The following is a 24470-nucleotide window of genomic DNA, read 5'->3' on the forward strand; positions in this document are numbered from 1 at the left end:
GATTTATGACTGATACTGTCGCAACCCTCGCCGTCGAACCCCGCCTGAACCGGCGCCAGGCCGCTAAGATCCGCACGCGACAAAAGGTTCTCGACGCCGCCCGCTCGCTCTTCGCCGAGCGCGGCTATGAGCCCGCCACCATCCGCGACATCGCCAAGGGCGCAGGCATGTCCACCGGCGCCGTCTTCGCCAACTTCCAGGACAAGGCCGAACTGTTCGAGGCCGTCCTGACCGAGGACATGACGCGTCTCGCCGAAGTGGTCGAGGCCGCCGCCCCCAAGGGCGAGCCCGTCCGCCAGCGTCTCGTGACCGCCCTCAGCGCCGGCTACCATTCGTCGCTGGACCAGCTGCCCCTGTTCCAGGCCATCGTCGCCCGGTCGTGGTTCCAGCCCCTGGCCGCCGAGATGCGCGCCCGCGCCGCGACCAAGAACCTGCTGCTCGCCATCGGCGGCATCCTGCAGGACGCCGTGGCCAAGGGCGAACTGTCCAAGGACGCCGACAGCCGTCTTCTGGTCGAGCTGATCTGGGATGCCTATCTGTCCAACTATCGCCGCGCCGCCTATGACGAATGGGACGCGCAGGCCCTGTCGGACCATATGGGCAAGCAGATCGACGTGATCCTGGCCGGCGCCATCGCCGCCAAATAAGCCGACGACAACCGCTTTCGAAAAGGCCGGGTCCGCCAGCGCGGGTCCGGCCTTTTTCGTGGGCGTTAGGCCCGACGTTTCAGGGTGACGTAGAAGGCGCCGTTTCCGCCGTGCCGCTGGTGGGCGACGGTGAAGCCGGACACCACGCCGCGCAGCGCGGGCGACGACATCCACTCCGCGAAGGCCGAGCGGATGACCCCGCCGCCCATCCGTCCCTGGCCGGTGATGACCAGCACCGCCCGCATCCCGCGCGCCTGGCACGATGTCAAAAAGCCGCGAAGCTGATCCTCGGCCTCGAACCGGCCGAAGCCGTGCAGGTCGATGCGCGCCTCGATGGGGTCGCGTTCGCGCGACAGCCGCTGCTTGCGACGCGGCTCCAGATCCTCGGGCGCGGGCTTGGGACGCGGGGGCGAGGGGCGTTTCTCGATCGGGGGCGCGGCGGCGACGCGTTTGGGCGACGACTTGGCCAGCGGACGCGGGCGCTCGACCGGCGCGACGACGATCTCGGGCGGGGTCTCGGCGCCGGGAGTGACGCGGGCGGCCTTGCGCGTTCTGGGCGCGGCCACCGTGCCGGTGATCCGGGTCCAGATCCGACGGTCTTCGGGCGTCAGCCCGTTCTCGTCGCGACTCGGACCCTTTCGCCTCATGCCTCGCCGTCGTCCTCGATCGTGTCGCCCGGACCCGGCTCGTGCGCCAACAGGTCGCCGGGCTGGCAGTCCAGTTCGCGGCACAGGGCGTCCAGGGTCGAGAACCGCACCGCGCGCGCCTTGCCCGTCTTCAGGATCGACAGGTTCGCCACCGTCACCCCGACCCGGTCGGCGAGTTCGGTCAACGACATGCGGCGTTCCACGAGGACGCGGTCGAGCTGGACGCGGATGGCCATGCGGAAAACCCTATTCGAAACAGCTCAGATCGTCAGTTCGGATTCGCGGCGCAGGCGCGCACCCTCGCGGAACACCTCCGCCAGCACGAAGACGATCAGCACGGAAAAGATCGGGGTCAGCAGTTCGCCCAACCCCTGCGGGTCCATGACGCCGGGGGCCAGCCGCTTGGCGACGAAGCCTTGCGCCACCCAGACGCCGCCGGTCACGACCGCCAGGGTCAGGCCGATCTGGCGCAGACGGCGCACATTGTCGGGCTGGAAGGGGTCACCCATGGTCAGGGTGCGAATGATGCGGCGCAGGCTGCGCAGGATCAGCATGAAGCCGCCGAAATAGGCCGTCGCGGCGCCCAGGCCGAACAGCAGCAGGGTGCGCGTCAGCGGCAGTTGCTTGCCGCCGGAATCCCCGCTGACGGTGATGTTCACATTGTCCAGGGGAATGAAGATCGCAGCGATGACCAGCAGCAGCAGAAAGCCGGTGATCAGCCACAAAAGGATATAGGCGACGTCCAGCACCATCTTCAGCATGCTGGAGACCGAACCCGGTCCCATCGCTTTGAACGGGGCCTTGAACGGAATGCGCAGGGCGTTCAGCCCCTTCAGGGCGCTTGCCTCGCCTCGCTTCAGCGGATTTGGCGGCGTAGGCAGGCGCATGGTCTTTCTGGTCTCAGGCCGGGGAAGGCGGGGCGATGGCCACGCGGGGTCCGGCGAACCCGCGCGCGGCTCTATACATCGCGGTCTTCATGCTGGTCGTCAAAGCTCTCTTGATCGAAAAAGGCTAGATCAGAAGCCTTGGAACAGAATGACGACCAGGGCGGTCGGCAGGGCGGCGATCAGAACGGTGGCGACAAAAGCAGCGCCGACCTTGTCGAGCCACATCGAGGCGTTCATCGTGTGCATGGTATTTCTCCGTCTTTCCTGTTTGGGCGATTATCGCCCTTTGCATTTGTTAATCGCATGATCGTTTCCGTTTTCGCGGAAGTCATGAACGCTGCTACCTCGTTCCTGACGATCAATAGATAGGCCGTGCGAACGAAAAAGGCACGTTACATATCGTTTAACGATATTAAACTTTGGCAATAGACTGTTTCAGGGGCGTGATCGTCGATGAATCTCAAGCTTATCAAGGGGATGCGGCTCGTCGTCGCGACCCACAACCCCGGCAAGGTCCCGGAAATCTCGGCCGTGCTGGGCGGAAATTACGAGATCGTCACCGCCGGCCAGTTGAATCTGCCCGAGCCGGACGAGACCGAGACCACTTTCGCCGGCAACGCCATGCTGAAGGCCCGCCACGCCGCCCAGCTGTCGGGCGAGGTTTCGCTGGCCGATGATTCCGGCCTGTCCGTCGCGGCTTTGGACGGAGCGCCGGGCATCTTCTCCGCGCGCTGGGCTGGACCGGGCAAGGATTTCGCCGTCGCCATGACGAAGGTCGAGGAGCGGCTGGAGGAGATCGGCGCGACCGACCGCGCCGCCTGGTTCACCTCGGCCCTCGCAGTCGCCTGGCCCGACGGGCCCTGCGTGGTGGTCGAGGGCGAGGTCCACGGCCAGCTGACCTTCCCGCCACGCGGCGACCGGGGCTTCGGCTACGACCCGCTCTTCATTCCTGACGATGGGCCCGACGGCGGCGACCTGACCTTCGGCGAGATGGAGCCGCAGGCCAAGGACGCCATCAGCCACCGCACCCGCGCCTTCGCCAAGCTGAAGGCCGCCCTGATTGACTGATCCCCGCGACCCTGGGACCGATGTCGGCCTCTACGTCCACTGGCCGTATTGCGCGCGCATCTGCCCCTATTGCGACTTCAACGTCGTGCGCGACCGGGGGCGCACCGAGGAACAGGTCGCACTGGTCGCGGCGATCCTGACCGATCTGCGCGCCCAGAGGGTTCTGACCGGGCCGCGACGACTGGCCTCGATTTTCTTCGGCGGAGGCACGCCTTCGCTGATGGCGCCCGAGGCCGTCGCCCGCATCGTGGCGGCGGCGCGCGACCTGTTCCCGCCCATCGGCGAGATCGAGATCACGCTGGAGGCCAATCCCACCGACGCCGAGGCCGGCCGGTTCGCCGCCCTGGCCGACGCCGGGATCAATCGCCTGTCGATGGGAGTTCAGGCGCTGGACGACGCCGCCCTGCGCTTTCTGGGTCGCGACCATTCGGCGGCCGAGGCCCTGCGCGCGGTCGATCTGGCCCGCCGCGCCTTCGACCGGCTGTCCATTGACCTGATCTACGCCCGCCCGGACCAGACGCCCGCCGACTGGGCCGCCGAACTGACCACGGCCTTGGCCCTGGGGTTCGAACACGTCTCGCCCTACCAACTTACCATAGAACCCACGACCGCCTTCGGACGGGCCTTTGCGCGCGGAACCCTGACGCCGCCCGACGAGGACCGCGCCGCCTCTCTTTATGAAACCACCCAGGCCGTGCTCTCGGCCGCCGGCTTCGACGCCTATGAGGTGTCCAACCATGCGCGCGGCCCGGCCGCCCGGTCGTCGCACAATCTGCATGTCTGGCGCGGCGGCGACTATCTGGGCCTCGGCCCCGGCGCCCACGGACGGCTGACGCTGGACGGCGCCAGGACCGCGACCGTCGCCCATCGCCGCATCGCCGACTATGTCACGGGGGTTTCGGCCGGCACGCCCTGGTCGGACCGCGACGCCCAGACACCCGCCGACGCGGCCGAGGAACGGTTCCTGCTGGCGCTGCGCACCACCGAGGGCGCACCCGTGGCTTTACTATCGGCTCTGGACCTTTCGCCCAAACGCGCTCCGGTCGCGGACCTGATCGCCGACGGGTTTCTGAGGCTGCAAGACGACCGGCTGATCGCCACCGCACGCGGCCGTCCGGTGCTGGACGGTGTGCTGAAGGCGCTGCTGACCTAGCCTTTCTTGAGTCCCAGCATCCCCAGCCAGCCGCCGCTGGTCAGCAAAGCCACGTCCAGCAGCGCCAGCGGCAGGGGCGTCGAAACCGGCGCGGCGATAAAGCGCGAACGCCAGTCCGGCCCGAACTTGCCCTTGTAACTGCGCAAGCCCTGGAAGCCGTAAAGCGCCCCGCCTTCCTCGAACACCAGGGCGCCGACCCGCGCGAAGACAGGAGCGATCCGGCGATCCTCCAGGCCCGCCAGCGGCGCCATCCCCAAGTCGAAACTGGCCAGGCCTTCCGCCTTGGCCCACTGGGCGCAGCGGATGAACAGATAGTCCATCACCCCGTGCGGCGCGTCAGGCCTGTGGCGCATAAGGTCCACCGCCGCCTCGTCCGGCGAGGTCAGAAGATTGGCGAACGCCACGATCCGCCCCCCCTCGCGCACCACGGCCAGCGGGGTCAGATCCAGATAGGCGGCGTCGAACCGACCCATGGAGAAAGACTTTTCTGACCCCTCGTGCATGGCCAGCCAGGCGTCCGAAATCTCGCGCAGCTCGTCGGCGATGGGTCCGGCCGAGCCGGGCGGCAGCACCTCGAACGACGACCCTTCGCGTTCGGCGCGATTGACGGCCGTACGCAGGTTCTGCTTGCCCTTGCCCTCGATGGAGAATTTTTCGGCCTCGATCACCGCCGTCTCGCCGACCTTGCGCACCGCCAGCCCCATCGTCGCCAGATCGCCCAGCACGTCCTCGCTGACGGAATAGAAGACCGCGGCGCCGCCGTAGCTGTCGGCCGTCTCGGCGAAGTTCCAAAGCAGTTCACGCCGCTCGCTCCTTAGGCCCGCCGGTTCGCCCATGGCGATCCAGCGTCGCCCGCGCACGCGATAGGCCAGGAAGCTGGACCCCGACGGGCTGAACATCAGGGCCTTGTCGCCCAGCATGGCCAGCCAGGCCTCGGGCGTGGCCGAATCCGCCGCCTTGAGCGCCGCCGTCGCGCGTTCGATGTCGGCGGCGCTGGCCGGGCCGTGATTGTGGGCGCCCGGTGAACTCAACAAGGAGCGCCCCGCCACGACCAGCGTCAGGATCGCCAGCACCAGCCCCGCCCGCAGGAAGCCCGACGCCTGGCGATCGCTGAGGAAACGCCACCACAGCTCATCACTATAGGCCACGTCGCGATAGGCGAAGAAACCCAGCCACAGCATGGCCGCCACAACCGCCGTCAGCAGCAGCAGCCAGCTTGGCCGCAAAGGTTCGCTCAACCTCGACCGACGATTGAAGGCCGAACGGCAAGGCGCCAGCAGGGCCGCGACCATCCCGAGATTGATCGCCTGCTGCCAGTCCAGGCCTTTGAGGATAGAGAACACCGCACCCATCGCCAGCACCAGCAGAGCCGCCCAGTAGGCCCCACGTCGACGCCGCCATAGCCCCGCCGACAACAGCAGCAGCAGGAAGCCAGCGATGCTGGCGACGAAGTGGGACAGATCGATCAGAATCGGCGACACGACCCCCGTCAGCCGCCGCAGCCGATCGTCGAACTCGGGCGTCACCGCCGTCACCAGCATCAAGGCCCCGGCCACGAAGGCAACGATGGCGAAGATCTGCGGCGTCAATTCATAGGCCAGGCCCAGAAGACGACGGTTCAGACCGGAAGTGCGTCTGGGTCGGCTGGACAAGCTTGGCCTCTCGAATCGGGAATTGCCCGAACATAGACCAAGAATCGTCCAACCGGGGCGCTCCCGAGGTCATTTCTAGGCACGTGAAACATATCGTAACATGGCGAGTTTGGTCTGGTGCGGGCGTCGGGCCCGCGTAACCGGGGACGTTCTCCCATGACCATCAAGACTGTTCTTCTGGCCGGCGCTGCCGCCGCCTTCATGACCGCCGCGCCGGCTATGGCGCAAGAAACCACGCCCGCTCCGGCTGCTGCGCCTGCCGCCGCTCCGTCCTCGCAGCAATCGCTCTCGCTCAACCCCGGTTCGAGCGTCGCAGGTCCTGACGGCGAACTGGGCAAGCTGGAAGGCGTTCAGTCCAATGCCGAAGGCAAGCAAGAGCTCACCGTTCGCGGCGCAGACGGCCAGCTTCGCGCCGTGCCGCTGAGCGGCATCCGCCAGGAAGGCACCGGCGTTGTCGTGGCCTACACCAAGGCCGAGTTCGACGCCGCCTCCCCCATCGCGGGCGCACCCCCTGCTCCGGCCGCATCCCCCGCCGCTGCTCCTGCGCCGAGCGCAGCGCCCACGCCGGACCCGATGAGTGAACCGACGACGGAGCCGACCGATCCAGCTACGACCGAACCGGCCACCCCGGCCCCGGACGCGGCGACGCCGGCTCCGACCGAGCCGCAATAACTGGTCCTGACGGACGGAATGACGAGGGCGGCCGGTTCCCGGCCGCCCTTTCGTTTGTCCGCTTGCGCGCCGCCTTGAAAAGCACGCAGCAAAAAGGGCGGCTCTTTCAAGCCGCCCTCTCCGTCTTCAGCCTATTGCCGGATCAAGCGCGACGCTTGACCAGTCCCAGAAGGAACAGCAGCAGGCAGGCGCCCAGGAACGCCACGATCAGCGTGACGAAGTTGAAGCCGCCGACCGGCGTGCCGAAGATGTTGTTGGAGATGAAGCCGCCGAGCAGAGCGCCGATGACGCCGACGATCAGATTCGTAAGCAGGCCGTGATTACGACCCATGACTTTTTCAGCCAGCCAGCCGGCGACGATGCCGATGACGAGCCAACCAATGATTCCCAAACCCATGCTGTGGTTCCTTCCTTTAAAAGCCAAGCTGTTGCAGTAAATGCAACTCGGGCCATACGGTTGCGTCCTTTCCTCGCAGTCGCCGCAATAAGGTCGAATTCGCCTCGGACGCGATCCGGCACGGTGATTGCCCCCATCGACGTGTGTCGTCCCGCATCGGGACAGACGTTGAGACGAGGATCACGGCCATGGCCGCCGACATCGACCTGCACCTGGGCCGCCGCCTGCGTCGGCGCCGGCGTCTGTTGGGCCTGACCCAGCAGCAGCTGGCCGTCCAGGTCGGCATCCGCTTCCAGCAGATCCAGAAATACGAATGCGGCGCCAACCGCATCTCCGCCGCCCGCCTGTGGCAACTCTCCGAGGCGCTGGAAACGCCCGTCGCCTATTTCTACGACGGTCTCGCCGAAGCGATGGATGATGACGCGCCGACGCCCAAGGGCGGCGAGGTCTTCTCGCGCAAGGAGACCCTGGACCTGATCCAAGCCTATTATCAGCTGGACGAACGGCCCCGTCGCCGCCTGCTGGACCTGGCCAAGTCCCTGCACACGGATGTGGCTCCGGCGTAAGACGACCAGGGGCGCCCAAGCCGGCGAAAGCACGGTAAGGGAGCCTCATGACCGATTACGAAGCCTTCGCCATCGAACTGGCGCGCGAAGCCGCGCGCGTCACCCTGCCCTTCTTCCGCTCCGACATCGGGCATGAGGACAAGGGCGGGGCCGCCGGTTTCGACCCGGTCACCGAGGCCGACAAACAGGCCGAGGTCGCCATCCGCCGTCTGATCGCCGCCCGTTATCCCGACCACGGCGTTATCGGCGAGGAATATGGCCAGGACCGGCCTGACGCAGAGCATGTCTGGGTGCTGGACCCCATCGACGGCACCCGCGCCTTCATCTCGGGCCTGCCGCTGTGGACCACCCTGATCGCCCTACGCCAGGAAGCCCGCCCTACGGTCGGCGTCATCGCCCAGCCCTATCTGGACGAGATCTTCATCGGCGGCCCGTCCGGCGCGCGGCTGCTGCAAGGCGAGACCGAGACGCCGCTGGCCGTGCGGGCGTGCGAGAAACTGACCGACGCCGTCATCTCGACCACCGACCCCGACATCTTCAACGGCGCCGAACTGGGCGCCTGGACCCAGGTCCGCGCCACCGCCCGCCTCGCCCGTCTGGGCTGCGACGCCTATGCCTATGCCATGGTGGCGGCCGGCAAGATGGACCTGGTCGCCGAGACCAGCCTCAAGCCCTGGGACTGGTCCGCCCTGGTCCCCGTCATCGAGGCCGCCGGCGGCAAGGTCGTCAACTGGCGCGGCGCCGCGCCCGACGACGGCGGCCAAGTCCTCGCCGTCGGCGACGCTCGCCTCATTGATCAGGCCCTGGTGACGCTGAAACGGGCGGCGATGTAATCGCACAACGAAGAGAGTCGGTTGCCGTCACTTGAGACTGTGCTCTCAAGTGTTTTTGATGATCTGCGTAGGGGGGATTTCACAGATGCATCATGTCTTCATTTCAAACGTCGCCGCCTTGCTTGTTCGCTTGTCCGGGCAGTTTTTTGCGTATCTTGCACCACGCCACTTGGAAGGCGAATCTGGAATTATAAGGCCCGAAAGATGGACCGCGGCTATGACGGTCCTAATCGGATTGGCGTTTGCAGTTGCCGGTGTAGCTGCACTGTTTGCCAGCCAAATAGCGTTAGGCTTGGGAGCAATACTGATTGGTCTGGCATGCGCGGCGTTTATGGCCCCTTCGCTTACCGACATTCATAGCGTGCATTGGTCTGCAGAAGGCGTCGAAGGCCCATGCCGGCTATTTGGCCCAACCTTGGGAATCAAGCGTACTGAAATACGTTGGGGCGAAGTAGTAAGAGTAGGCAATACCATCACAGACTATTGTTTCATTGAAACCACCGATGGACGACGTGTTTACTGGAGCTATCTCTATCGCGGTTATGGCGCGTTTACGGACGTTCTAATGACACGCTGCCCTTGGCTGGAGGATTCAAACGAACCGCCACCTCAGATCGAACGATCAGAACAATACCTGCCAATCGACCCGACAGATCGGCACTCAAAATAGGCGGTTTCTGAACTCATCGCGTTACCCCTATCGCGCCTCAAACCAGCTTTCTGAATTAGGCCCCGACCGGAGGCTCCGCCGTCACATCCACCGTCCTCGCCGATGGGTCAGCGACAGCATCCGCCGTCGGGGCGACCATGTCGGCCATGGCGTCGAACTCGTTCAGGAAGACGGCGCGCAGGTCGTCGGCCTCCATGATGACCTCGTGCTTGGCGCCGGAGACCTCGACATAGCGGCCGCGCGGGATGCGTTTGGCGGCCCAGCGGTTGGTCTGTTTCCACACCACGTCGTCGGCGTCGGCCTGGACGATGGCGACCGCCGGCTTGACCGATTTCAGCGCCTTGGGCTTCAGCGCCCGCTCGCCCGCGTCCAGCGCAAAGGCCAGCCAGCCGTAGGTCGGGCCGCCGATGGCCAGGTGCGGGCAGGCGTAAAGCTGCTGACGCCACATCTCGTACCGGCTCTCGTCGGACGTCAGGGCGTCCTCGGCGAAGTTGTGGTCGAACGGATCGTCGGGATCGCCCAGAATATAATCGCCCGCCTGGCCGTGGCGGATGTTCCAGCGCACCACCAGCTTGACCGACCACATCGACCGCTTGCCGGTCTTGATCCGCAGCATGGGGCTGGACAGGACCGCGCCCGCGAAACGATCCTCGCCGCTTTCGAGGGTCAGCAGGTTCAGGCAGGCGCCCATCGAATGCCCCACCATGATCCAGGGCTTGGGGCACTGGTCCTCATAGGCGTTCAGCAGGCGGTTGTAGTCGTCCAGAAACTCCTCGACCGCGCGGGCGTGGCCCTTCAGCCGGTCGGGCAGCAGGCGCGCCGACAGGCCCTGGCCCCGCCAGTCATGGCTCAGCACGCACCAGCCGCGCGCCAGGAAGTTACCGATGACCTCGTAGTATTTCTCGATCGGCTCGGTGCGGCCGGGGCTCAGCACCACCGTCCCGCGCACCTTGTCCGCGCTGAGGTGCGAGGGTTTCCACAGGCCGGCGCGCAGGCGCATTCCGCCGGCGCCGCGGAACCAGTCGCCCTTGCCGCCGGGGGGCGAGGCGGCGCCGGGCACCCCCATCAGGGGGGCGTTGGCGGCGAAGGCTTGGGCGCGGTTCACTCGGGCTTCCTGAACTTCAAGGTCATGCGATCGCTCTCGCCGATCGCCTCGTATTTCGAACGGTCGAACTCGGGATCGACCGGCTCGCCGCGCGGCGCCGTCAGGCGCGTGGGCGCCAGGGTGTCGACGCCGAACGGATGGTCCTTGGTGTCGGCCTCATTGGCGTTGATCTCCGACGCCTCGACGAAGACGAAGCCCGCCTCGGCCGCCAGCTGGCGCACGAAGGCCTCCTGGACATAGCCGTTGGCGGCGACGGGATCCTGATCCTCTTCCGGCGACAACCGGTGCTGCTCGATGCCCAATATGCCGCCGGGCCGCAGCGCGGCGAAGGCGTCGGAGAAGGCCTTCTCGACGATGCCCGCCGCCATCCAGCCGTGCAGGGTGCGCATGAACAGGCACAGTTCCGCCGTCCCCGCTGCTGCGGTCACCGGGCCGGACCCCGCGCCGAACACCGTGAACTGTGGCTCGCCATACAGTTTCTTGTCGCTGGAGAACCGCGTGCGGAAGGCGGCGTTCAGCACCGCCTGGGCCGGATCGGCGGTCGGCCCTTCCGGGAACAGGGCGGCGACATAGGTCCCCGATCCCTTGGCCAGATAGGGGGCCAGGATTTCGGTGTACCAGCCGCTGCCGGGCCAGAACTCCACCACCGTCATGCGCGGCTGAAGCCCGAAGAACCGCAGGGTCTCCATCGGATGACGGAAGGCGTCGCGCGCCTTGTCCTGGGCCGAACGCCAGGACCCCTGGACCGCCCATTCCAGAGATCCTTCCGCCGGGCCGGCGGGCGTGGGCGGCGCCTCGGGCGCCTTGGCGGCCTCGTCCTTGCGTCCGCAAGCCGCCACGCCGGTCAAAGCCAGCGCCGCAGCGCCGCTCAGCAGGAACCGACGCGAAAACCCGCCCGCGCTCGCCAGACAATCAGCCATTCAAAACTCCCGCAGGACGCCGGGACACGCGTCCGACGCACCCTGACCCCTTGGGCTTAATCAGGTTCGCAGGCCCGGTCAAAACGCAACATCCCTTATTCCGGCTTGCGGAACCGCAGGGTCATCCGGTCGCTCTCGCCGATGGCGTCGAAGGCGGCCCGTTCCTCGGGCGTCAGGGTGCGGCCCGACGGATCGTTGCGCGCCGCCGACTGACGGATCGGCGGCAGGGTCCAGACGCCGAACGGATGGTCGTGATCGTCCTTGGGATTGGCGTTCAGCTCGCTGCGCGCCTCCAGCACGAAGCCGGCGTTGCGCGCCTCGTGGATGACGTAGCTTTCGGGCACATAGCCGGTGGAGGCCACGTCGGCGACGTTCAGCCCCTCGGCGCTGCGGTGCTGTTCGACGGCCAGGACGCCGCCGGGCTTCAACGCCTTGAAGAAGGCCTGGAGATAGGGCTGGGTCCGGTCGTTGCGCGACCAGTTGTGGAAGGCCCGCGCCACCAGGATGAAGTCCGCGCTGCCTTCAGCAACGCCCATGTCCTCCAGCGGGCGGTTGACGGGCACATAGCGACCGCCGGTCGCCGCCGCATAGGGTTCCAGGATATGCCGCCACCAGCTGGCGCCGCCCGGCTCGATCTCAACCACCGTCATGCCAGGCGTCAGGCCCCAGAAGGTCAGGGATTCGTAGGGGTGGCGATAGACGTCGCGCGCGCGGTCGGCGGCGGGCCGGGTCTCGGCGGCGACAGCAGCTTGCAAGGCCGTGTCCTCGGCCAAGGTCGGCAAGGCGCTGGACAGGGCCGAGCGCGGCGGGGTCCACGCGCCTTCGGTCTGGGGCGACTGTTGGGCGACGGCAGGGACGGCGGACAGCAGGACGGCGGCGAGGCCGAAGACGGCAGGGCGCATGATCAGGGGCTCCGGGTTCAGGTCCTTCTCCATAGGCAGGCGCGGCGCCCGAGCAAATGACGTTCGCGAGACGCCGGCCAATTTGACGCAAGCAAAATCATCGCCGCCGCGCCCTTGACGCGGTTTTTCAGGTCACCATCTTTGCTCCCGAGAACGCCGATTTCGGGTTCTCCAGACTGACGACGCCGGTTTCGGGTCGTCGGACTGCATCCCTACCGTCCGGGCCAAACCGCCGGGCGGCTCAACCTTGCTGATCCTCAGGAGGATGCTGATGCGTACCTATGATTTCACCCCGCTGTACCGTTCGGCCGTCGGCTTCGACCGTCTGGCCAATCTGCTGGAAAGCGCCTCGCGCACGACCAGCCAGGACACGGGCTATCCGCCCTACAATATCGAGACCACGGGCGAGAATGCCTACCGCATCGAGATCGCCGTCGCCGGCTTCGGCCCTGACGAGCTGAATATCGAGGTGAAGGAAAACCTGCTCACCGTAACCGGCCGCAAGACCGCTAACGACGATGCCGCGCAGAAGACCTATCTGCATCGCGGCCTGGCCGAGCGCGATTTCGAGCGCCGCTTCCAGCTGGCCGACTATGTCGTCGTCACCGACGCGAACCTGGTCAACGGCCTGCTGTCGATTTCGCTGAAGCGCGAACTGCCCGAGGCGCTCAAGCCCCGCCGCATCGAGATCGGCGCCGGCCAGCCCCTGATCGAAGGCAAGGCCGAAAACAAGGCCGAAGCGGCTTAAGTCGTTTCAAGGCGAACTCTGAAAGGGCGGCGTTCGCGCCGCCCTTTATTCTATGTCGCCAGATGCGCGAAGGCGGCGACGACCTGTTCATAGGCCGGCCGCTTGAACGGCACGATCAGGTCGCAGGCGTCCGACAACGGGCCCCAGCGCCAGGCGTCGAACTCGACATCGTCGTCGGCCGCCAGGTCGATTTCGCTCTCGTCGCCGGTGAAGCGAAAGGCGAACCACTGCTGCTTCTGACCCTTGAAGCCGCGCCAGGCCTTGGCGTTGTTCATGGCCTCGGGCGGGAAGTCATACAGGATCCAGTCGTCGGTCCGCGCCAGCAGTTCGACCGAGGTCACGCCCGTCTCCTCGCGCAGCTCGCGTCGGGCGGCGGATTCCAGATCCTCGCCCTCGTCGACGCCCCCTTGCGGGAACTGCCAGTTGTGCGGGCCGGGCGTGGCGTGGCGCTGGCCGTACCAGACCAGGCCGTCGCGGTTGAATAGAACCACCCCGACATTGGGGCGATAAACGTCGAGATCGGACACTACCGCCCCGGCCGCATCGACATGGACGAGGCGGGGGCCAGTTGCAGACCGCGTTGTTCCAGACCGGCGGTCCAGCGGGCGGCGGCCTCGACCGTCACCGGATAGCTGAAACCGGTTCCCAGGGCCGAGCCGCGCAGCTTGGCCTGGGCTTCCAGGCTGTTCAGCGAGGCGATGATGGCGGCGGGCGACTGGGTCCGGTCGATGACACGGTCGGCGCTGGCGCGGGCCCAGGCGCCGGGCCGGCGCTGGAACGACCCGTCGTCCAGGAAGGCGATCCCGCGCTGGCGCAACACGCCCAGGAAGGCGCTCATGCCGGCGTCAGACGTGGCGAACCGGTCGCCCAGATAGTTGGTGACGCCGAAATAGCCCGTCGCCCGACCCAGCAGCCAGTCCATCTTGGCGCCCACGTCGTCCGCGCCGCCGTCGGCCAGCAGCGTATAGGGGCCGGGATCGTTGTCGGGATAGCCGGTCGGCTCCATCGGCATTTCCAGCATGACCTCGTGGCCCTGCGCCCGCGCCTGGTCGATCCAGGATTGCAGGTTGTCGGCATAGGGCACGAAGCTGAGCGTCACTTCCGGCGGCAGGCGTTCGATGGCGGCCCGCGTCGTCACCGCATTCAATCCGAGACCGCCGACGATCAGCGACACGCGCGGCTTGCCGTTCGGTCGGAAGGGTCGGGCATAGGCCTGGGCCGGGACGCGGCCGTCAGGCGCGATCATCGGCAGGACGCCGTTCGGGCCGGGCTGCGACAGGCCCGCGATCGGCGCCTTGGCCAGGGGCGAGGCGGCATGGACCGGCGCGCTATAGGCCGCGCCGCCGCCCGAGACGCTGCCGCCGTCCGGCAGGGTGATCATGGCCTCGCCGCCCGTGGCGGCGTCCCCGCCGCCTGCCAGGTTCTGATACAGGCCCATCGCCCCCATGGAGAAGGCCTCGAAGCCCGTCGGGGCCGGCGCTTGCGGGGCCGGGGCTTCGCGCTCCAGCGCAACATGGGCCGAGGGCGTGCCGGCCTTGGGGTCGCCCAACACCGTCAGGAACAGGGCGCTGGTGCTCAGCAGAAACAGCCCGGCCAGGCCCGCCACGACCGGCGGCTTCTTCAGGGCGTTGATGACGGGCGTCAAGCTCGGGCCGTCCTTTGCGCGCGGAGCGGCTCCGGCGGCGGCGGCGAGGGCGGATTGGCGTTTGGCGAACATGGGCAAGGACGGAACCGATCTGGAATCCTAGGCCCGCATCATCGCTCCGCGCCGGTTAAGAAACCCTAACAGCCGGTTCACCATGATCTCGGTGGGGATTTCTGGGGGCGGCTGTCACGGATCGTGCGTTGACGCAGCCGCTTCAGCTCTTCCAGATACCCATCTCCCCGTGCCGACCAAGGATTTGCCCGATGATGAGCCCCGCCGCCGACGACGCCCTGCGCGACGAAGTCCGACTGCTGGGCGGTCTTCTGGGCGACATCATCCGCGACGAGGGCGGACAGGCCTTGTTCGACCACGTCGAGGCGGTGCGCCAGGCCTCCATCGCCTATCACCGCGACCCGGCCTCGCATCCCGCCAAGCGGCTGGAGAAGCTGTTGACCGCCATGTCGGTGGATCAGGCGGCGGGGCTGGCGCACGGTTTCGCCCTGTTCTCCCTCCTGGCCAACATCGCCGAGGACCGATCGACCCGCAGGCGGGCCCAGAGCCAGGCCGAGGCCGGCGCCCGGCCCGACACGCCCGAAGGCGCGCTGAAGCGCCTGGCCGATCAGGGCGTGGACCGTGAGGCCGTGCGCGCCCTGCTGGACCAGTCGCTGATCTCGCCCGTCCTGACCGCCCACCCGTCCGAGGTGCGCCGAAAGAGCGTCATCGACCGGATCGCCGCAATTTCCGACCTGCTGGACGCCTGCGACAAGGCCGGCGACGCCTGCACCCTCGACGCGCTGAACGAGCCGCTGCGCCGCCAGATCGTCATCCTGTGGGCCACCCGGCTGGTCCGCACCCAGGGCCTGGTGGTGCAGGACGAGATCGACACCGTCGTCTCCTTCCTGGACCGCATCTTCCTGCACGTCGCGCCCAAGCAGCTGGCGGCCTGGCGGCGTCTGCTGGACGCACCGGACCTGAAGCCCTTCATGCGGGTCGGCACCTGGGTCGGGGGCGACCGCGACGGCAATCCGAACGTGGACGCCACGGTCATGACTGCCGCCTTCCGCACCCAGGCGCGGGCCGTATTGACCTTCTATCTGGACGAGGTCCACGCCCTGGGCGCCGAGCTCAGTCTGGCGGCCGAACTGGCCCAGGTGTCGCCCGAACTTCAGGCTTTAGCCGACGCCGCCCACGACCCCTCGCCTCACCGCGCCGACGAGCCCTATCGCCGCGCCCTGACCGGCGTCTACGCCCGCCTCGCCGCCACGCACCGCAAGCTGGGCGACGCCCCGCCGCCCCGCCGACCCGCCGTCGAGGCCGAGCCCTACCCCGGTCCCGACGCTTTCGAGGCGGATCTGAAGACCCTGCACGACAGTCTGGTGTCGCACCACGGCGGCGTCTTCGCCGACGACCGGCTCAGCGACCTGATCACGGCGGTCGAGGTTTTCGGCTTCCACATGGCGACCCTGGACATGCGCCAGAACGCCGACGTCCACGAACGCGTCGTCGCGGACCTGCTCAAGGTCGCAGGCGTCCAGTCCGACTATCTGGCGCTGGACGAGGAAGGGCGGCTGAACGTCCTGGCCGAGGAACTGGCCTCGTCGCGCCTGCTGTTCAGCCCCTATGCCGAATACGAACCCGAGACGTTGAAGGAACGCGCCATCCTTCAGGCGGCTGCGACCTCGCTCGCCGCCTTCGGACCCCAGGCCATCCGTACCCATATCGTGTCCAAGACCGACGCGGCCTCGGACCTGCTGGAGGTCTATCTGCTGCTCAAGGAGGTCGGTCTCTATCGGCCCGAAGACCCCGCCGCCTGCCCGATCCAGGCTGCGCCCCTGTTCGAGACCATCGAGGATCTGCGCGCCGCCCGTCCCACCCTGGAGCGTCTGCTTCAGGAACCGTCCGCCCTCGCCGTCGCCAAGGCGCGCGGGGTGCAGGAGGTGATGATCGGCTATTCGGACAGTAACAAGGACGGCTCCTACCTGACCTCGGGCTGGGAGTTGCACGAGGCTTCGCGCGCCCTGGTCGAGGTGACGCAGAAACACGGGCTGAAGCTGCAACTGTTCCACGGGCGCGGCGGCACGGTCGGGCGCGGCGGCGGGTCGTCCTTCGCCGGCGTCCTGGCCCAGCCGGAAGGCACGGTCCAGGGCCGCATCCGCACCACCGAACAGGGCGAGGTCATCGCCAACAAATACGGCGAGCCCGAGATCGCGCTTCGCAATCTCGACGCCCTGACCTGCGGCGCCATGCTGGCCTCGCTGGGCAAGGGGACGGATCACGCCTTCACCGCCGAACACGGCGACACCCTGTCGGACCTGTCGGCCCGGTCGATGGCCGCCTATCGCCAGTTGGTCTATGAGACCGACGGCTTCGTCGACTACTATCGCGCCGCCACCCCCATCGCCGAGATCGCCGACCTGAAGATCGGCTCGCGCCCGTCGTCGCGCACCGCCTCGACCCGGATCGAGGATCTGCGCGCCATTCCCTGGGTGTTCAGCTGGTCGCAGAGCCGGGTCATGCTGCCCGGCTGGTTCGGCTTCGGCTCGGCCGCCCAGGGCCAGGACATGGGCCAGTTGAAGGCGATGGCCGAGGCCTGGCCCTTCTTCAAGACCCTGGTCCAGAACATGGAGATGGTCATGGCCAAGTCCGACATGACCATCGCCCGCCGCTACGCCACCCTGGTCCCCGACGCGTCGCTGGCGGCGCGCATCTATGGCGAGATCCGCGAGGAGTGGCAGCGCACCCACGACGCCATCCTGGCCATCACCGGCCATGACAAGCTGCTGGGCGGCCAGCCCGAGCTGGACCGGCTGATCCGCCTGCGCATGCCCTATGTCGAGCCGCTGAACCACGTCCAGATCGAGCTGATCCGCCGCCGCCGCGCCGGCGATGACGACCCCCGCGTTCGCGAGGGCATCCTGCTGGCTATCAATGGCGTGGCGGCGGGGTTGAGGAACAGCGGGTGACGGCGCCGCGACCGTGACGACGATTTAATCCCATTGTCGCGGATCGGCGGCTGAACCCTCATCATCCTGTCGCACGACAAGACTATTGCGCCCTCGTCGCCACTTCGAGCGATAATTTTTCGCCTCAGGAGCTAAGTGATGAAGGTTCTCTCCCCCGTCCTCTTCGCCGCCGCCGTTCTGTCCGCCGCCGTCGTCGCCCCCGCGACAGCCCAGGACGCCCACATCCGTTATGGCGACCTGGACCTGTCCACGGCCGCCGGCGCCGCCGCCTTCGACACGCGCGTCGATGAGGCCGGCGTTCGCCTGTGCCGCGACATGCGTCGCACCGGCCGTCTGGCCGTCGATCAACGCCGCTGCCTCACGATCATCCGTCAGGAAGCCCTGCGCGAACTGCCCCGCGCGCGCCAGACCGACTATGCACGTTCGCCGCGCGCCGACCGTCAGGTCGCCCAGGTCGTCGATCTGTTCGTTCTCAGCTGAAGCGTAACGGCGAGGGGGCGCTTACGTCCCCTCGCCGCCTACAGCCATTTCGTGCGTTTGAACGTCACGTACAGGGCCGCGCAGATCGCCGCGATGACGCCCAGAACCGCATAATATCCGTATTCCCAGCGCAGCTCGGGCATATGCTCGAAGTTCATGCCGTAGATGCCGGCGATGGCGGTCGGCACCGCCAGGATGGCGGCCCATGCGGCGAGTTTTCGGGTGATCAGGCCCTGGCGTTGCTGCTCAAGCAGATTGGCCACTTCGAACACCGACGACAGGATGTCGTTCAGCCCGCTGAGCCGGCTGTTGATCCGCCGAACGTGGTCGCCCACGTCGCGGAAATAGGGCCGCACGTCGGGATCGATACAGGGCAGATCCAGCGACTGCAACCGTCCCAGCACCTCCTCCATCGGCCCCAGGATGCGGCGGAACTTCAGCAGTTCGCGGCGCAGGGTGAACAGGCGCCGAATCTCGACCCGCGACAGGAAGGCGTCGAGCGTCCGCTGCTCCATCTCCAGCACGCTGTCCTCGGCGTCGTCGACGATGGGGGAATAGGCGTCGACGATGAAGTCCAGAATGCCGTGCAGGACGAAGTCCGGCCCCTTCTTGAGCTGTAGCGGCGACGCCTCCAGCTGCGCCCGCAACAGATTGTGCGACCGCGCCGAGCCGTGACGGATGCTGACCACATGGTCGTCGCCGACGAAGACGTGGGTCTCGCCATAGGCGATGCGGTCGTCGATCTTCATCGCCGTTCGCGCCACCACGAACAGTTCGCGGCCATAGACCTCGACCTTGGGCATCTGGTGCGCGACCAGGGCGTCCTCGACCGCCAACGGATGCAGCTTGAACCGCTTCACCAGGACATCGATCTCGGCGTCCGTCGGATCATACAGCCCGACCCAGACGAACTCGCCCGGCTCAAGCGCCAGCCCTTCGGGCGTCAACGGCGCCTCGCGCACGCGCTGGCCGTCGCGATAGACGTAGGAGGCGACGACGGTCATGAAATCTCCAGCAGGCCGATGCCCGCCCCTGACTTAGAGGCTGAACGGCCCCAGTTGAAGCACCTGACGCACCCGCACGTTCATCGCGGCGTCGATCCTGACCGAAATGTCATGACGTCGAATTATGAAAGCGCCGCCTTTCCGCCTCGGAAGCTTCGCCGTTTCGATCCGATCCAGCGTCACCGTTCCCTGCCCCGGACGACAAGGGGCGAGAAAAATGGAACCAGGATCATGCTCGGACTCGCCTCTCTGACGACCGCCGCCTTCCTCGCCGCCGGCGCAATCTCCTCCGCTCCCATCGAAGCCCGCATTCCCTACGGCGACCTCGACCTGTCGAGCCGCGCCGGCGCGACGGCGTTCGACGCCCGAGTCCAGCGCGTCGCGCGAAATCTCTGCACCGGCCGCCTGCCCATCGAACGCCTGAGCTGCATGGACAAGGTGCGAGACGAAGCGATGTCCCTCCTGCCCGAACGCGCCCGCACCGAATACGCGCGCGGTCGCGTCGCCTTCGAGGCCTGAAACGCAGGACGCCGCCGGACCGATCGTCCGACGGCGTCCCATTTCACAAAGCCGAAGCCGCTTTCCGGGCCTCAAGTCGCCCGAAGGGCGATAGGCTCAAGATCAAGAGACCGGGAAGCCGCGGACCTTCAGCAGGGCCGCCACGTCCGGGTCGCGACCGCGGAAGGCGCGATAGGCTTCCGCCCGATCCGTGGTGTTGCCCGGCGCCAGCATGATCGACTTGAAGCGGCCGGCGATGTCCGGATTGAACACGTCTCCCGACTCCTCGAAATAGGCCCAGGTGTCGGCGTCCATCGTCTCGGACCACAGATAGCTGTAGTAGCCCGCTGAATAGCCGTCCGAGGTGAACAGGTGATTGAACTGCGGCAGGCGGTGCCGCATCACGATTTCCTTGGGCATGCCGATCCGCGCCAGGCTGGCCTTTTCGAACGCATCAATGTCGGTCGGCGGCGTGGCCTGGGTGTGCAGGTCCATGTCGACGATAGCCGAGGACAGATAGCTGACCGTCGCATAACCCTGGTTGAAGGTAGCGGCGGCCTCGATCTTGTTCACCAGCGCCTGCGGCATGGCCGCACCCGTCTGATAGTGTTTCAGATAGCCGTCCAGGATCGGACGGCTCAGCACCCAGTGTTCGTGAACCTGCGACGGATATTCGACGAAGTCGCGCGGCGTGTTGCCGTACGACGGATAGGTCACGTTCGACGAGAAGTAGTGCAGGGTGTGGCCGAATTCGTGGAACAGGGTCTCGGCGTCGTCCAGCGAGATCAGGACGGGCTCGCCCGGCTCCGGCTTGGTGAAGTTGTTGTTGTTCGAACCCAGGATGATCTTGGACCCGTCCAGCGTCGAGAACGACCGATAGGTGGTCATCCAGGCGCCCGAACGCTTGCCCGGACGGGCGTAGTCGTCGGTGTAGTACAGGCCGATCTGGCGGCCCTTGGTCTTGTCGTGGACCTCATAGACCTCGACGTCCGGTTCGAAGGTCGGGACCGTTCCCTTGGGCAGCTTCTTGAAGGTGAAGCCGTACAGGCGCTCGGCCATGGCGAAGGAGCCGGCGCGAACGGCGTTCAGCTCGAAGTAGGGCTTCAGCTCGTTCTGATCCAGGTCGTACTTGGCCTTCCTGACCTTCTCGGCGAAGTAGAGGTAGTCCCACGGCTCGATGTCCCCCCCTTCAAGGGCAGAGCCGGCGATCGCCTTCATGTCGGCGACCTCTTCGGCGACGCGGGCCTTGGCCGGCGCCCAGACGCGGTCCATCAGGGCCTGGGCCGCCGCAGGCGTCTTGGCCATGGTGTCCTGCATGCGCAGTTCGGCATGATTGCCATAGCCCAGCAGCTTGGCGCGTTGGTCGCGCAGCTTGACGATCTCGGCGATGGTCGCGTTCGTGTCGTTGGCGTCGCCGTTGTCGCCGCGATTGACGAACTTCTTCCAGACCTGCTCGCGCAGCGCCCGGTCGTCGGCGAAGGTCAGGAAGGGATCGACCGCCGAACGCGTGTTCAGGATGGCCCAGCCCTGCAGGTTGCGGCTGCGCGCCGCGCCGGCGGCGGCGGCCTTGTTGGAGGCCGGCAGGCCCGCCAGACCGGCTTCGTTGGGGATCAGGGTCCAGGCGTTCTCGTCGGCGACGACCTTCTGACCGAAGCGGGTGAAGGCGTTGGACAGGGCGGTGTTGATCCGGCCCAGCTCGGCCTTGCCGGCCGCGTCCAGATTGGCGCCGGAACGGATGAACTCGTCGCGGCGACGCTCGGCCAGACGTTTCTGCTGGGCGCTCAGGCCCATGGCGTCCGCATTGTCCGCCACGTTCTTGACCCGCTGGAACAGCTTGTCGTTGAAGTTGATCTCGTCGAAGAAGGCCGACAGCTGGGGCGACAATTCGGTGTCGAGGGCGTCATAGGCCTCTCCGCCGATGTTGCCGGTCATGACGCTGTAGATGTTGTAGGCGCGGTCCAGAGGCTGGCCCCACAATTCCTGGGCGGCCATGGTGTTGGCGAACGTCGGGGGCTCGGGATTGTTCGCCACGGCGGCGACGTCGGCACGGGCCAGTTCCATCGCCTCCAGCATGGCGGCGCGCAGCTTGGCCGGCGTCACCTTGTCGAACGGCGGCACGCCGTCATAGGAGCCGGTCCAGACCTGTAGCAGCTCGGCGCGCGGCGTCTGGGTCGGCAGGACGGCGCGGGCGATGCGCGCTTCCTCGGCCAGGCTGGCGGCGGACGGCGCGGCGGCGGACCCGCCCGAGGCGGCCCCAGTCGAGGCGCAGGCGGACAGGGCCATCAGGCTGCCGCCCGCGATGAGAAGCTGGCGTCTATGCATGGAATGCTCCGAAAGAAGATCATGATTGCCCACACACTTAGGCGCACTGACCGGTCCCGTCACCTGATGCAGGCATAATCTTGTCGCCAAGTCGGTTGGATACGTCGTCGCACTGCTCTAAAGCGCGCCCATGGCTATTGGTGTTTTCGACTCCGGCGTGGGCGGTCTGACCGTTCACCGCGAACTGACCCGACGCTTCCCGGCACGGGACTTCATCTATTTAGCCGATCAGGCCCACGCCCCCTATGGCGGGCGCAGCGGCGAAGACATCGTCGAACTGACCAGGGCGGGGTGCGAGCGGCTGTTCGACGCGGGAGCCTCCGTGGTCGTCTTGGCCTGCAACACCGCAAGCGCCATCGCGCTTCGCCGTCTGCAGCAGACCTGGCTGCCAGGTCTGCGCGAACGGCTGGGCCGTCCGGTCAACATTCTGGGCATCATCGTGCCGACCATCGAGGCCGCGACCGGCAAGCCCTGGAGTTTCGAAGCCGAGCGCCCGCAGGAGGGCGAAAAGGTCGCCTCCATCGCCATCACCGGCGTCTTCTGCACCGCCGCCACCGCCATCAGCCGCGTCTATGAGATCGAGATCGACAAGCGGCGCGAGGACATCGCCGTCTTCTCCGAACCCTGCCCTGGCCTGGCGGGCCTGATCGAGCTGGGCGCCCCGCCCGAGGAACTGAAGGTGGTGATCGACGACCACGTCGACGCCCTGCGCCGCCGCATCGGCCGCCATCCCGACAAGGCCATACTGGGCTGCACCCACTACGAGATCGTCGCCGAACTGTTCGCCCAGGCCCTTCCGGCGGGAACGGCGCTGATCGAACAGCCCAAGGCGGTCGCCGATGCGCTGGAGCGGTATTTCAAGGCGCATCCCGAATACGACCTGGGCGACAGCGGCCGCCGCGATTTCCTGACCACCGGCCAGGCCGGCCCCCAGTCGGAGATGGTGTCCCAGTTCTGGGGTGCGCCCCTGACCTTCGCCCAGGCCTAGAGGGTCAGCAGCCCGGGCAATCCGGCAGCGGCTCGTTCTCCAGCTGCAGCGTCGTGTGGCCGATGGCGTAACGTTTCGCCACGGCCTGGGCCTCGCCGATCAGGGCCGCCGCATCCTCGCGGTCGTGCACCAGATGCGCCGTCAGGGCCGTCTCGGTCGTGGACAGGCCCCAGACGTGCAGATCATGCACGGCCCGCACGCCCGGCAGGCTGACCAACGCCTTTTCCAGCGCCGACACGTCCACGCCCGTCGGGGCGCCGTCCATTGCCAGGTTGACCGAATCCTTCAGCAGGCCCCAGGTCGACCACAGGATCACGACCACGATCGCCAGGCTGACCAGCGGATCGACCACCGACCAGCCGGTCATCATGATCAGCCCGCCCGCCAGGACCACGCCCAGCGACACCCCGGCGTCGGCCATCATGTGCAGATAGGCGCCGCGCGCATTCAGGTCGTGCTGCGACTTCATGAAAAGAAGCGCCGTGCCCAGGTTGATGAAGAAGCCGATGCCCGCCACCGCCATGATGACGCCCGACCCAACCGGGGCCGGCTCGTTGAAGCGGCGCACGGCCTCGAAGGCGATGGCCCCGCAGGCGAAGATCAGCAGCAACGCATTGCCCAGGGCCGCCAGAACCGTGGCCTTGCCGAATCCATAGGTGCGCCGACCGCCCGCCGCCCCATGCGCGCCGCGCCGCGCCAGCCAGGCCGCACCGCCCGCCATGGCCAGGCCCAGCACGTCCGACAGATTATGCCCGGCGTCGGCCAGCAGCGCCGTCGAATCCGCGATCAGCCCCGCCCCGAACTCGCACGCCACGAACAGCAGATTGACCACCAGACCGACGGCATAGCGCCAGTCGCCGGTATCCACCGGGCCGTGGCTGTGTCCGCCATGACCGTGGCTGTGTCCATGATGGCTGTGGGAGTGACCATCTCCGTGACCATGGTCGGCATGATCGTGGTCGTCGTCATGGTCGTGTGCGGCGTTCATGGTTCGCCTATACGCCCTTTGGCGGAACAGCCAAGCCGATACATGATAACGCGTTGAATGTTATCACGTAATGTCGCCTCAGTGTTGATGCATGGCGACGACGAGGCCCAAAACGATCAGGGCCACGCCCAGCACCGCCCCCTCGTACCTCGCCCACCTTTCCAGCCGCAGGATCGAGGCGCCGGCGCTGGCCAGGGCCGTGAACACCGCCATGCCCGCGACCGTGCCGATTGCGAACACCAGGGTCAGCATCGCCAAGGCGCCTAGGCCCGCCGAGGCCGAGGACAGATAGATGGGCAACAGCACCTCGCCCGGCGACACCGCCATCATCACGACAAGACCCACGAAGGCGGCCTTGTCCGACACCGCCGGCTCCGGCGTCTCGACAGCGGGGCCGCCTGCCATCGCGGGCCGCTTCAGGGTCGCGCGCGCCAGATAGAAGGCGCCGAACAGGAACAGCAACACCGCCGCCAGATGAGGCAGCACGCCTCCAATCCACTCATCCAAAGCCAGGCCCGCGGCCACGATCAGGCCGCCGACCACCGCCGTCGTGGCGATATGGGCCAGGCCCGCCGCCGTCACCGCCATCAGGATCCGCGACGGTCGCCAGCCTTGCGCCCGCCCCACCAGCGTAAAGGGCAGCCAGTGGGTCGGCAGGGCCGCATGCAGGAAGGCCGCGACGAAGCCGCCCCCCAGCAGGGAAAGCATGACGGAC

General features: G+C 67.1%; 26 protein-coding genes. 12 read left to right on the forward strand and 14 right to left on the reverse strand.

The genetic code is table 11. The annotated features are described in order from the left end of the window. Nucleotides 1-5: 5 nt before the first annotated feature. Nucleotides 6-647, forward strand: a complete 642-nt coding sequence (locus tag ACQY72_RS08815; RefSeq protein WP_159848427.1) for a TetR/AcrR family transcriptional regulator — start codon at nt 6-8, stop codon at nt 645-647. A 65-nt stretch (nt 648-712) separates the two neighbouring features. Here the strand turns inward: ACQY72_RS08815 and ACQY72_RS08820 are convergent, their stop codons facing one another. From ACQY72_RS08820 to ACQY72_RS08830, 3 genes are read right to left on the reverse strand one after another with little or no spacing between them, the layout of a single operon-like run. Further along, nucleotides 713-1294, reverse strand: a complete 582-nt coding sequence (locus ACQY72_RS08820; RefSeq protein ID WP_428153059.1) for a Smr/MutS family protein — start codon at nt 1292-1294, stop codon at nt 713-715. Then, on the reverse strand, nt 1291-1530 hold the full coding sequence (locus ACQY72_RS08825; RefSeq protein ID WP_017504942.1) for a helix-turn-helix domain-containing protein: 240 nt from the start codon (nt 1528-1530) through the stop codon (nt 1291-1293). Before ACQY72_RS08825 ends, ACQY72_RS08820 begins: the two co-directional genes overlap by 4 nt. 24 nt (nt 1531-1554) lie before the next feature. Further along, nucleotides 1555-2181 (reverse strand): DUF2975 domain-containing protein, encoded by a 627-nt coding sequence (locus tag ACQY72_RS08830; RefSeq protein ID WP_428153060.1) that lies wholly within the window; start codon nt 2179-2181, stop codon nt 1555-1557. Between the two features lie 453 nt (nt 2182-2634). Between ACQY72_RS08830 and rdgB the strand changes: the two genes are divergently transcribed. Beyond that, nucleotides 2635-3249: an RdgB/HAM1 family non-canonical purine NTP pyrophosphatase gene (gene rdgB / locus ACQY72_RS08835; protein WP_428153061.1), complete on the forward strand. Its 615-nt coding sequence runs from the start codon at nt 2635-2637 to the stop codon at nt 3247-3249. Beyond that, entirely contained in the window at nt 3242-4402 is a 1161-nt protein-coding gene (gene hemW, locus ACQY72_RS08840; protein ID WP_428153062.1) for a radical SAM family heme chaperone HemW, read from the forward strand. Before rdgB ends, hemW begins: the two co-directional genes overlap by 8 nt. Here the strand turns inward: hemW and ACQY72_RS08845 are convergent. After that, complete coding sequence (locus tag ACQY72_RS08845) at nt 4399-6054, reverse strand: GNAT family N-acetyltransferase (protein WP_428153064.1); 1656 nt, start codon at nt 6052-6054, stop codon at nt 4399-4401. The genes hemW and ACQY72_RS08845 overlap by 4 nt on opposite strands. Before the next feature lie 156 nt (nt 6055-6210). Here ACQY72_RS08845 and ACQY72_RS08850 point away from each other — a divergent pair, with 156 nt between their 5' ends. After that, nucleotides 6211-6726: a hypothetical protein gene (locus ACQY72_RS08850; protein WP_428153065.1), complete on the forward strand. Its 516-nt coding sequence runs from the start codon at nt 6211-6213 to the stop codon at nt 6724-6726. 142 nt (nt 6727-6868) lie between these two features. Here the strand turns inward: ACQY72_RS08850 and ACQY72_RS08855 are convergent, their stop codons facing one another. Continuing rightward, the gene (locus ACQY72_RS08855; protein ID WP_055754335.1) at nt 6869-7123 is read right to left on the reverse strand and encodes a GlsB/YeaQ/YmgE family stress response membrane protein; all 255 of its coding nucleotides are present in this window, start codon (nt 7121-7123) and stop codon (nt 6869-6871) included. A 179-nt stretch (nt 7124-7302) separates the two neighbouring features. On the opposite strand from ACQY72_RS08855, the gene ACQY72_RS08860 reads away from it, so the two are divergent. From ACQY72_RS08860 to ACQY72_RS08870, 3 genes are all read left to right on the forward strand, one after another. Continuing rightward, entirely contained in the window at nt 7303-7689 is a 387-nt protein-coding gene (locus tag ACQY72_RS08860; protein WP_409719590.1) for a helix-turn-helix domain-containing protein, read from the forward strand. A gap of 47 nt (nt 7690-7736) precedes the next feature. Beyond that, entirely contained in the window at nt 7737-8522 is a 786-nt protein-coding gene (gene hisN, locus ACQY72_RS08865) for a histidinol-phosphatase (RefSeq protein WP_428153067.1), read from the forward strand. Between the two features lie 85 nt (nt 8523-8607). Continuing rightward, complete coding sequence (locus tag ACQY72_RS08870) at nt 8608-9192, forward strand: hypothetical protein (protein WP_428153068.1); 585 nt, start codon at nt 8608-8610, stop codon at nt 9190-9192. Between the two features lie 55 nt (nt 9193-9247). Here the strand turns inward: ACQY72_RS08870 and ACQY72_RS08875 are convergent, their stop codons facing one another. The 3 genes from ACQY72_RS08875 to ACQY72_RS08885 all read right to left on the reverse strand — a co-directional run bounded on the left by ACQY72_RS08875 (nt 9248) and on the right by ACQY72_RS08885 (nt 12119). Further along, the gene (locus ACQY72_RS08875; RefSeq protein ID WP_428153069.1) at nt 9248-10297 is read right to left on the reverse strand and encodes an alpha/beta fold hydrolase; all 1050 of its coding nucleotides are present in this window, start codon (nt 10295-10297) and stop codon (nt 9248-9250) included. Continuing rightward, the gene (locus tag ACQY72_RS08880) at nt 10294-11217 is read right to left on the reverse strand and encodes a class I SAM-dependent methyltransferase (RefSeq protein ID WP_428153070.1); all 924 of its coding nucleotides are present in this window, start codon (nt 11215-11217) and stop codon (nt 10294-10296) included. Before ACQY72_RS08880 ends, ACQY72_RS08875 begins: the two co-directional genes overlap by 4 nt. Before the next feature lie 95 nt (nt 11218-11312). Beyond that, the gene (locus ACQY72_RS08885; protein WP_428153072.1) at nt 11313-12119 is read right to left on the reverse strand and encodes a class I SAM-dependent methyltransferase; all 807 of its coding nucleotides are present in this window, start codon (nt 12117-12119) and stop codon (nt 11313-11315) included. Nucleotides 12120-12390: 271 nt separating this feature from the next. On the opposite strand from ACQY72_RS08885, the gene ACQY72_RS08890 reads away from it, so the two are divergent. Further along, entirely contained in the window at nt 12391-12867 is a 477-nt protein-coding gene (locus tag ACQY72_RS08890; RefSeq protein ID WP_428153073.1) for an Hsp20 family protein, read from the forward strand. A 50-nt stretch (nt 12868-12917) separates the two neighbouring features. Here the strand turns inward: ACQY72_RS08890 and ACQY72_RS08895 are convergent, their stop codons facing one another. Both ACQY72_RS08895 and ACQY72_RS08900 read right to left on the reverse strand, forming a co-directional pair. Next, nucleotides 12918-13394 (reverse strand): RNA pyrophosphohydrolase, encoded by a 477-nt coding sequence (locus tag ACQY72_RS08895; RefSeq protein WP_428153074.1) that lies wholly within the window; start codon nt 13392-13394, stop codon nt 12918-12920. After that, complete coding sequence (locus ACQY72_RS08900; RefSeq protein WP_428156691.1) at nt 13394-14584, reverse strand: divergent polysaccharide deacetylase family protein; 1191 nt, start codon at nt 14582-14584, stop codon at nt 13394-13396. Before ACQY72_RS08900 ends, ACQY72_RS08895 begins: the two co-directional genes overlap by 1 nt. A gap of 191 nt (nt 14585-14775) precedes the next feature. On the opposite strand from ACQY72_RS08900, the gene ppc reads away from it, so the two are divergent. Both ppc and ACQY72_RS08910 read left to right on the forward strand, forming a co-directional pair. After that, nucleotides 14776-17475, forward strand: a complete 2700-nt coding sequence (gene ppc, locus ACQY72_RS08905) for a phosphoenolpyruvate carboxylase (protein ID WP_428153075.1) — start codon at nt 14776-14778, stop codon at nt 17473-17475. Nucleotides 17476-17613: 138 nt separating this feature from the next. Beyond that, entirely contained in the window at nt 17614-17955 is a 342-nt protein-coding gene (locus ACQY72_RS08910; protein ID WP_428153076.1) for a UrcA family protein, read from the forward strand. A 38-nt stretch (nt 17956-17993) separates the two neighbouring features. Here the strand turns inward: ACQY72_RS08910 and ACQY72_RS08915 are convergent, their stop codons facing one another. Next, the gene (locus ACQY72_RS08915; RefSeq protein WP_428153077.1) at nt 17994-18959 is read right to left on the reverse strand and encodes a magnesium and cobalt transport protein CorA; all 966 of its coding nucleotides are present in this window, start codon (nt 18957-18959) and stop codon (nt 17994-17996) included. A gap of 54 nt (nt 18960-19013) precedes the next feature. Between ACQY72_RS08915 and ACQY72_RS08920 the strand changes: the two genes are divergently transcribed. Then, on the forward strand, nt 19014-19478 hold the full coding sequence (locus tag ACQY72_RS08920; RefSeq protein WP_428153079.1) for a UrcA family protein: 465 nt from the start codon (nt 19014-19016) through the stop codon (nt 19476-19478). Nucleotides 19479-19580: 102 nt separating this feature from the next. On the opposite strand, the gene ACQY72_RS08925 is transcribed toward ACQY72_RS08920, so the two are convergent. After that, entirely contained in the window at nt 19581-21779 is a 2199-nt protein-coding gene (locus ACQY72_RS08925) for a M3 family metallopeptidase (RefSeq protein WP_428153080.1), read from the reverse strand. A gap of 130 nt (nt 21780-21909) precedes the next feature. On the opposite strand from ACQY72_RS08925, the gene ACQY72_RS08930 reads away from it, so the two are divergent. Then, nucleotides 21910-22767, forward strand: coding sequence for a glutamate racemase (locus ACQY72_RS08930; RefSeq protein WP_428153082.1), 858 nt, complete (start codon nt 21910-21912; stop codon nt 22765-22767). A 4-nt stretch (nt 22768-22771) separates the two neighbouring features. Here the strand turns inward: ACQY72_RS08930 and ACQY72_RS08935 are convergent, their stop codons facing one another. Next, nucleotides 22772-23755 carry a cation diffusion facilitator family transporter gene (locus ACQY72_RS08935; RefSeq protein ID WP_428153083.1) on the reverse strand — a complete coding sequence of 328 codons (984 nt, stop codon included), beginning with the start codon at nt 23753-23755 and terminating at the stop codon, nt 22772-22774. Between the two features lie 78 nt (nt 23756-23833). Next, complete coding sequence (locus ACQY72_RS08940) at nt 23834-24463, reverse strand: hypothetical protein (RefSeq protein ID WP_428153084.1); 630 nt, start codon at nt 24461-24463, stop codon at nt 23834-23836. Nucleotides 24464-24470: the final 7 nt, after the last annotated feature.

It is taken from the genome of Brevundimonas sp. (genome assembly GCF_965279155.1).
Classification (GTDB): domain Bacteria; phylum Pseudomonadota; class Alphaproteobacteria; order Caulobacterales; family Caulobacteraceae; genus Brevundimonas.